This is a genomic window from Pseudomonas sp. HMSC076A11, from assembly GCF_001810205.1.
GTDB classification, from domain to species: domain Bacteria; phylum Pseudomonadota; class Gammaproteobacteria; order Pseudomonadales; family Pseudomonadaceae; genus Pseudomonas; species Pseudomonas aeruginosa.
Map to the genome: position 1 here is coordinate 708,283 of NZ_KV800319.1, position 7,092 is coordinate 715,374.

The 7,092-nt window shown below is 68.2% G+C and carries 8 protein-coding genes; 4 read left to right on the top strand and 4 right to left on the bottom strand.

The window, feature by feature from the left end:
* Genes HMPREF2716_RS27675 through HMPREF2716_RS27685 form a run of 3 tightly spaced genes read left to right on the top strand, consistent with a single transcriptional unit; the run spans position 1 to position 2,698 of the window.
* A complete protein-coding gene (locus HMPREF2716_RS27675) occupies positions 1-1,173 on the top strand; it encodes an ABC transporter permease (RefSeq protein ID WP_003098671.1) in 1,173 nt (390 codons plus the stop codon).
* The gene (locus HMPREF2716_RS27680; RefSeq protein ID WP_003098675.1) at positions 1,170-2,303 is read left to right on the top strand and encodes an ABC transporter permease; all 1,134 of its coding nucleotides are present in this window, start codon (positions 1,170-1,172) and stop codon (positions 2,301-2,303) included. The genes HMPREF2716_RS27675 and HMPREF2716_RS27680 overlap by 4 nt, the downstream gene beginning before the upstream one ends.
* 53 nt (positions 2,304-2,356) lie before the next feature.
* Entirely contained in the window at positions 2,357-2,698 is a 342-nt protein-coding gene (locus HMPREF2716_RS27685; RefSeq protein ID WP_003098676.1) for a YceK/YidQ family lipoprotein, read from the top strand.
* Position 2,699: 1 nt separating this feature from the next.
* Here HMPREF2716_RS27685 and HMPREF2716_RS27690 read toward each other — a convergent pair whose 3' ends face one another.
* Positions 2,700-3,626: a LysR family transcriptional regulator gene (locus tag HMPREF2716_RS27690; RefSeq protein ID WP_003091833.1), complete on the bottom strand. Its 927-nt coding sequence runs from the start codon at positions 3,624-3,626 to the stop codon at positions 2,700-2,702.
* A 274-nt stretch (positions 3,627-3,900) separates the two neighbouring features.
* Between HMPREF2716_RS27690 and fpr the strand changes: the two genes are divergently transcribed.
* Positions 3,901-4,677, top strand: coding sequence for a ferredoxin-NADP reductase (fpr, locus tag HMPREF2716_RS27695; RefSeq protein WP_003091832.1), 777 nt, complete (start codon positions 3,901-3,903; stop codon positions 4,675-4,677).
* Between the two features lie 82 nt (positions 4,678-4,759).
* Here fpr and HMPREF2716_RS27700 read toward each other — a convergent pair whose 3' ends face one another.
* Genes HMPREF2716_RS27700 through HMPREF2716_RS27710 form a run of 3 tightly spaced genes read right to left on the bottom strand, consistent with a single transcriptional unit; the run spans position 4,760 to position 7,045 of the window.
* On the bottom strand, positions 4,760-5,296 hold the full coding sequence (locus HMPREF2716_RS27700; protein ID WP_003091829.1) for a nitrous oxide reductase accessory protein NosL: 537 nt from the start codon (positions 5,294-5,296) through the stop codon (positions 4,760-4,762).
* A gap of 16 nt (positions 5,297-5,312) precedes the next feature.
* Positions 5,313-6,140, bottom strand: a complete 828-nt coding sequence (locus HMPREF2716_RS27705; protein ID WP_003098680.1) for an ABC transporter permease — start codon at positions 6,138-6,140, stop codon at positions 5,313-5,315.
* Positions 6,131-7,045, bottom strand: coding sequence for an ABC transporter ATP-binding protein (locus HMPREF2716_RS27710; RefSeq protein ID WP_003113111.1), 915 nt, complete (start codon positions 7,043-7,045; stop codon positions 6,131-6,133). Before HMPREF2716_RS27710 ends, HMPREF2716_RS27705 begins: the two co-directional genes overlap by 10 nt.
* Between the last annotated feature and the right edge of the window lie 47 nt (positions 7,046-7,092).

Here is a 7,092-nt window from a genome sequence, read left to right on the forward strand (position 1 = left end):
ATGGCGTGGGCCGCGCTGAAGCGCAACGCCAGCCGTTTCGTCCAGGCGTTCAACACCGAGACGCGGATCGCCTGCCGCAGCTGGACCATCCACTGGCTCGGCTGGTGCTGGCCGCTGCTGCTGTTCGGCGTGATCAGCGGCGTCTACCAGGCCGGTACCCTGCTGGACATGCCGCTGGCGGTGATCGACAAGGACCATAGCCAACTGTCGCGCAAGTTGATCCGCGAACTCGACGCGACCTCCCACGCCCAGGTGATCACCGTTCCCGCCGGCGTCCAGGAGGGGCTCGACGCGATCCGTCGGGCCGATGCCTACGCCTTGCTCTACATCCCGCCGGACTTCGAGGCCGACGTGCTCGGCGGGCGCGCGCCGAAGGCCGAGCTGTACTACAACGCGCTGCTGTATTCGGCCGGCTATGCCGCCACCCAGGACTTCTCGGCGCTGGTCGCCAGCCTCAACGGCGAATTGCGTCCGCGCCTGGCCGCCGGGATGCCGGCGGCGCTGCCGCACCTGGCGAGCATCAGCGTGTCCTACGACAGCCTGTTCAATGCCAGCGGCAACTACATCTATTACCAGCAGTTCGCCGCCATCGTGCACCTGCTACAGCTGTTCGTGATCGTCACCATGGTCCATGTGCTGGCCCGCGAGGCGCCGGAACTGCGCGCCTCCTCGCCGCACATCCTGCGGGCCAAGGCCCTCGGCGTACGCCTGGTGGGCAAACTGGCGCCCTACACACTTCTGTTCACCGCGCTGCTGATGCTGGAAATCTTCCTGCTGGTGGCGTTCTCCGGCGCGCGCATCAACGGCAGCCCGCTGGCGATGCTGATGATCACGCTGTTCTACGTGATTGCCGCGCAGAGCGTCGGGTTGGTGCTGTTCGTCTTCACCGCCAACCGCTTCACTGCCTATTCGCTGGTGGGCATGCTGATCGGCGTCGCCCAGACCTACTCGGGAGTGCTGATCCCGGAACTGGCGATGCCGACCCTGGCGCGGGTGATCGCCGAGGCCGAGCCGCTGACCCACACCCTGCACGGCCTGTTCGACCAGTTCCTGCGCCAGGCGCCGCCCAGTTCGGCGCTCTACACCTGCGCCAAGCTGGCGCTGTACCCGCTGATCGCCTACATGATCGCCAAGATGCGCCTGCGCAGCCGCCTGGACCTGAGCCCGATATGAAGAACTACCTGCAGATCCTCCGGGAAACCCTGAAGGCCATGCTGTCCAAGCCGATGTGGCTGATGGTCGTGGCCTCGGTGTGCATCACCTCGCTGCCGTACATGAACCACACCGCCCTCGACCTGCCGGTGGCGGTGGTCGACGAGGATCACAGCGACGTGTCGCGCGAGCTGGTCCGGCTGCTCGATTCGGCGCCGAAGGTCGCCGTGGTCGGCTACGACAGCCTGCCGCAGGCCAAGCGCGACCTGGCCTGGCGCGAGCTGTACGCGATCATCGTGATCCCGCTGAACTTCGAGAAGCGCCTGCTGCGCGGCGAGGCGCTGGTGATCCCGTACTTCGGCGATGCCACCAACCGCATGGCCAACGGCCAGATCCAGCAGGACATCTCGGCGGTCTACAGCGCGCTGACCAACCGCTACAACGCTGCCCTGCTGGAACGCGAAGGCTTCACCGCGACCCAGGCGCAGGTGGTGCTGAGCCCGCTGGTTGGGCAATTGACCGACCTGTTCAACCCCGGCATCAGCTTCGCCGCCATCGTCCTTCCGGGGTTGCTGTCGCTGATCCTGCAACACAGCCTGCTGCTCGGCTGCACCCGCGGCAACATCATGCTGCGCGGCGGCACCCCGCGCTACATGCGCCAGCCGCTGTCGACCCGCTTCGGCCGCTACAGCGCGCAACTGCTGATCTGGACCGTGCTGGCGATGCTCTTCTACGTGATCTGGCCGCACCTGCTGGGCTATCGCCAGTCGGCCTCGTTCTTCATGCTGCTGGGGATCGTCCTGCCGTTCCTGATCGCGGTGATCGCCCTCAGCGAGTTCATCGCCGAGCTGCTGCCCACCGAGGAATCGGTGTACCTGACCATGACCTTCATCACCCTGCCGCTGTTCTACATGGCCGGCTACAGCTGGCCGGAACAGGCCATGCCGGACTGGGTACGCTGGCTGGCCGACGCGATCCCCTCGACCTGGGCGATCCGCGCCATCGCCGAGATGAACCAGATGGACCTGCCGCTGCGCGAAGTCAGCGACCATGCCCTGGTGCTGCTGGGCATGGCCGCCACCTATGCGTTGCTGGGTACGCTGCTGTACCAGTACCGCAACTGGCGCTGGGACAACGTCAAGGGTTGGTGAAGCGGCGCAAGGCCGGCCATCCTCGGCTGGCGTTCGCACAGGGAGATGAAGGAATGTTTCGTTCGGGGCTTTCTTTGCTGGTGCTTCTGGGGCTCGCCACGCTCGGCGGGTGCGGTTCCGTCAACACGCTGGTGCGCGACGACGCCAGCGCCGCCCACGACCTGCGCCTGAAGGCGACCGCCTGCACCAGCCTGCCGCGGGTGTACAGCGGGGTCAGCTACACCTTCTGCCGGCTCAACGTGAAGACCGGGTCGCCGGTGGCGCCGGCGCAAGCCGACGGCATCCTCGAGGTGCTGGCCCTCGACTTCGCGCTGTCCGGGGTGATCGACACCCTCGCGCTGCCCTATACCTCGTACCGCCAGTACCGCGACGGCAACCTGTCCCTGGCCAACTGAGTCAGGGAATCAGCGGCAGCACGATCTCGTCGCTGCGGCTGATCCCGGCGGTCTCGCTGCGGCACAGGTCGAGGAACTCGCGCATGGTCGCGGTCTGGTACTTCTGCTTGTGCCAGATGAAGTAGAACTGCCGGCGCAGGTCCAGGCCGGGCGTTTCCACCGGCACCAGGCTGCCGCGGCGGAAAGCGTCGCGCAGGGCCAGGCGGGAAATGCAGCCGATGCCCAGGCCGGACTCCACGGCACGCTTGATCGCCTCGGTGTGCTCCAGCTCCAGGCGGATGTTCAGCGGCCGCGGGTGATGACGCATGGCCTGATCGAAGGTCAGGCGGGTGCCGGAGCCCTGCTCGCGGAGGATCCAGGCCTCCCGCGTCAGCCGTTCCAGGTCGGCGCCGCCCCGCCGCGCCAGCGGATGCTGGGGGGCGCAGAACACCACCAGTTCGTCCTCCATCCAGGGTTGCACCTCGATGTCCGGATGCCGGCAGTCGCCCTCGATCAGGCCCAGGTCCAGCTCGTAGTGGGCGACCTGCTGCACCACCTGGGCGGTGTTGTGCACGTGCAGGCGCACCCGGCAGTCCGGCTGGCGCTGCATGAAGGCGCCGATCAGCAGCGTGGCCAGGTAGTTGCCGATGGTCAGGGTGGCACCGAGGTCGAGGGAGCCGAAGGCGGTCTTGCCGTTGAGCAGGTTCTCGATTTCCTCGCCGCGGTCGAGCAGCGCCACCGCCTGCGGCAGCAGTTGGCGGCCGAGGGCATTGAGGGTCAGGCGCTTGCCGGCGCGGTCGAACAGCTTGCAGTCGAACTGCCGCTCCAGCTCGCCGAGCGAGGTGCTGGTCGCCGACTGCGACAGCGACAGCCCCTCGGCGGCGCGGGAGACGCTCTCCTGCTGGGCCACGGCGACGAACACCTCGAGCTGGCGGAGGGTGAATTTCATCCAGGCTTCCTCGTCTAGAGCGAAAGGCCCCCGCGACATTTTGCCGTTCCGTCGGCGGGGTTGGCTCGGTTATCCTTGCGCCCCGTCCGCGGGAGCGATGGGAGCCCTCGGCGGCCGGCGGCCGACCGATATCGTGTTATCCCATATCCATATTCTGGATAAGCATTATCCAGACAATTCATTTTGCGGATATTTTGGCAACCGATAAAATGCCGCGCAACTGCGTCACGTCTGCTGCTGTTGGTGTGCGCCCGCGTTTTCCTAGGAGTCTTTGATGAGCAATCTGTACACCGAGCGCGTTCTCAGCGTGCACCACTGGAACGACACCCTGTTCAGCTTCAAGACCACCCGCAACCCGGGTCTGCGCTTCAAGACCGGCCAGTTCGTGATGATCGGCCTGGAAGTCGACGGTCGTCCGCTGATGCGCGCCTACAGCATTGCCAGCCCGAACTACGAAGAGCACCTGGAGTTCTTCAGCATCAAGGTCCCGGACGGCCCGCTGACCTCGCGCCTGCAGCACCTGAAGGAAGGCGACGAGCTGATGGTCAGCCGCAAGCCGACCGGCACCCTGGTGCACGACGACCTGCTGCCCGGCAAGCACCTCTACCTGCTCAGCACCGGCACCGGCATGGCGCCCTTCCTCAGCGTGATCCAGGACCCGGAAACCTACGAGCGCTACGAGAAGGTGATCCTGGTCCACGGCGTGCGCTGGGTCAGCGAACTGGCCTACGCCGACTTCATCACCAAGGTCCTGCCGGAACACGAGTACTTCGGCGACCAGGTGAAAGAGAAGCTGATCTACTACCCGCTGGTGACCCGCGAGCCGTTCCGCAACCAGGGCCGCCAGACCGACCTGATGCGCAGCGGCAAGCTGTTCGAGGACATCGGCCTGCCGCCGATGAATCCGCAGGACGACCGTGCGATGATCTGCGGCAGCCCGAGCATGCTGGAAGAGACCAGCGCCGTGCTCGACAGCTTCGGCCTGAAGATCTCGCCGCGCATGGGCGAGCCGGGCGACTACCTGATCGAGCGCGCCTTCGTCGAGAAGTAGGCCTCCGCCGCGCCTCGTCGCGCCAGGCGAAGAAAGCCCCTGCCGTATCCGCGGCAGGGGCTTTCTGCTTTCCGGCCCCCGCTCAGTGCGCCGGGTGCCGGTGCGGGTGGTCGCCGCCCACGCCTTGCAGTACCGCCTGGTCGATCTCGTCGAAGCGCAGTACCCGGCCGCCTTCCTCGGCCGCCAGGCGCGTCGCGGCCTCTTCGTCGGCGAACGAGGCGAGGGTGGCGCCCATGCCGCCCGGCCGCTGGATGCCGACCACGTAGTAGGCGCGGGTGGCGTCGATCAGGCGGGCATCGTCGGGGTGCCGCCAGTCGGCCTGGCTCATGTCGTGGACATACAGGCGCGCCTGGCCCTGGCGGTTTTCCGGTTGCAGCCACCAGCCGAACAGTTCGGCGGTGGAGCAGAACTTGCGCACCGCGCCGGGAAGCACCGCCTCGCCCTTGGGACCGGGCATTTCCTCGATGAGCATGCCGCAGACGTGGCATTCGTCGCCGCTGGCGATCGGCACCGGGCCGAGTGCCGTGGCGTCGTCCCGCGACGCATCGCAGCCGGCCAGCAGCAGGCCAAGCAGGAGCGTGCCGAGCAGAGGGCGCAGGGGGAGGGTATGACGTTGCATGGCGGAACCTCGTGAGTCAGATGGGGCGGCGGCGGAACAGGCCGTGGGCCAGCGCCAGGGCAGCGCAGGCCCAGAGGGCCAGGGCCAGCCAGAGGGCGCTGGCGGACACCGGCAGGTCGCTGGCCAGGGGAACCACCCCGCCGGCGGCGGCTGCGTCGAAGCCGGACAGGTTGATCAGCCGGTAGAGGTCGGTCGGGTTGAGCAGCAACAGCCAGGGCAGCAGCCGCGGGCTCAGGTGACCCTGGCTGAGGACCAGGATCGCCAGCAGGGCCAGGTCGAACAGCAGGACGAAGAAGAACCACAGGCCGAGCGCCTGCCCGGCGGCGCTGGATTTCTCGCTGGCGCGGCTGCTCAGGGCGTAGGCCAGGGCGAGGAACACGCAGCCGAGCAGCAGCGAGGAACCCATGAAGCGGCCGAAGGCGCCCAGCAGGATGGCCGCCTCGACCTCCGGCACCAGCGCGAGGATCGCCAGCGCCGCGCTGCCGAAGCCGATCAGGGTGGCCAGGGCGAGGATCAGGCCGTGACCGAGGAACTTGCCGAGCAGCAACTGGCCGCGCCCCAGCGGGTAGGTCAGGAGCAGCAGCAGGGTGCCGCCTTCCTCCTCGCCGACGATGGCGTCGTAGGCCAGCAGCAGGGCGATCAGCGGCATCAGGAAGGTGGCCAGGCTGGTCAGGCTGGCGACCGTCGCCGGCACCGAGGTGAAGCCGACCTGGCCGGCCGCGGCGGCGCCGAACCAGGCGATGCCCACCGAGAGCAGGGCGAACAGCAGGCTGATCGCCAGCAGCCAGCGATTGCGCAGGCCGTCGGCCAGTTCCTTGCGGGCGATGGTCCAGACTACGGGCATGGCGTGGCTCCGGCGGGGGCGGGGGACATGTGGTGGCGATAGAGGTCCTCCAGCGACGGCGGCAGGATTTCCAGGTCGAACTCGCGCGCGGCCAGCAGCGCTTCCAGCACGCCGTCGCGCTCGGCATCGTCCAGCAGTACCTCGATGCGCTGGTCGTCCAGTCTCCGCGCCGCCAGGCCGGCCCGGTGCCAGCGTTCGAGCCACTGCGGGTTATGCGGGCTGGCCAGGCGCACGCGGGTCGGCAGAGCCGCCTTGCGGCGCAATTCGGCGAGGCTGCCGGCCACTTGCAGGCGGCCGCCGGCGAGAATCGCGGCGCGGTCGATGTGCGTCTCGACGCCGGGCAGCACATGGGAGCAAAGGACGATCCCGGTGCCCTGGCCGCGCAGGCGGTCGAGCAATTGGTAGAGCTCGACGGTGGCCAGCGGGTCGAGGCCCACCGTCGGTTCGTCGAGCAGCAGCAGGCGCGGTTCGCCGAGCAGCGCCTGGGCCAGGCCGAGGCGCTGGCGCATGCCCTTCGAGTAGGTTTTCAGGCGCCGCCTGGCGGCATGGCCGAGGCCGACCTGTTCCAGCAGGCGCGCGGCTTCGGCCGGCGCCACGCCCTTGAGGCGGGCGAAGTGGCGCAGGGTTTCCGCGCCGCTGAGCTGCGGGTAGAAGGTCACGTTCTCCGGCAGGTAGCCGAGCTGGCGGCGCGCCTCCAGGCTCCTCGCATCGTGGCCGAGGACCCGCACGCGGCCTTCGCTGGGGGCCAGCAGGCCGAGGACCAGCTTGATGGTGGTGGTCTTGCCGGCGCCGTTGTGGCCGAGCAGGCCGAGCACCTCGCCGGGCTCCAGACGCAGGTCGAGCCCGCTCAGGGCGGTGAGGGCGCCGTAGCGCAGGGTCGCGCCGTCGATCTCGACCAGGCTCATGGCCTCGGCTCCGCGGCGGGCATCCGCATCAGCGGATGGCTGTCGCG

Bases quoted from the DNA above. Each gene is read 5' to 3' on its own strand.
- HMPREF2716_RS27680 (WP_003098675.1), top strand. From the start codon at position 1,170: ATGAAGAACTACCTGCAGATCCTCCGGGAAACCCTGAAGGCCATGCTG.
- HMPREF2716_RS27685 (WP_003098676.1), top strand. From the start codon at position 2,357: ATGTTTCGTTCGGGGCTTTCTTTGCTGGTGCTTCTGGGGCTCGCCACG.
- HMPREF2716_RS27710 (WP_003113111.1), bottom strand. From the start codon at position 7,045: ATGAGCCTGGTCGAGATCGACGGCGCGACCCTGCGCTACGGCGCCCTC.
- fpr (WP_003091832.1), top strand. From the start codon at position 3,901: ATGAGCAATCTGTACACCGAGCGCGTTCTCAGCGTGCACCACTGGAAC.
- HMPREF2716_RS27675 (WP_003098671.1), top strand. From the start codon at position 1: ATGGCGTGGGCCGCGCTGAAGCGCAACGCCAGCCGTTTCGTCCAGGCG.
- HMPREF2716_RS27690 (WP_003091833.1), bottom strand. From the start codon at position 3,626: ATGAAATTCACCCTCCGCCAGCTCGAGGTGTTCGTCGCCGTGGCCCAG.
- HMPREF2716_RS27705 (WP_003098680.1), bottom strand. From the start codon at position 6,140: ATGCCCGTAGTCTGGACCATCGCCCGCAAGGAACTGGCCGACGGCCTG.
- HMPREF2716_RS27700 (WP_003091829.1), bottom strand. From the start codon at position 5,296: ATGCAACGTCATACCCTCCCCCTGCGCCCTCTGCTCGGCACGCTCCTG.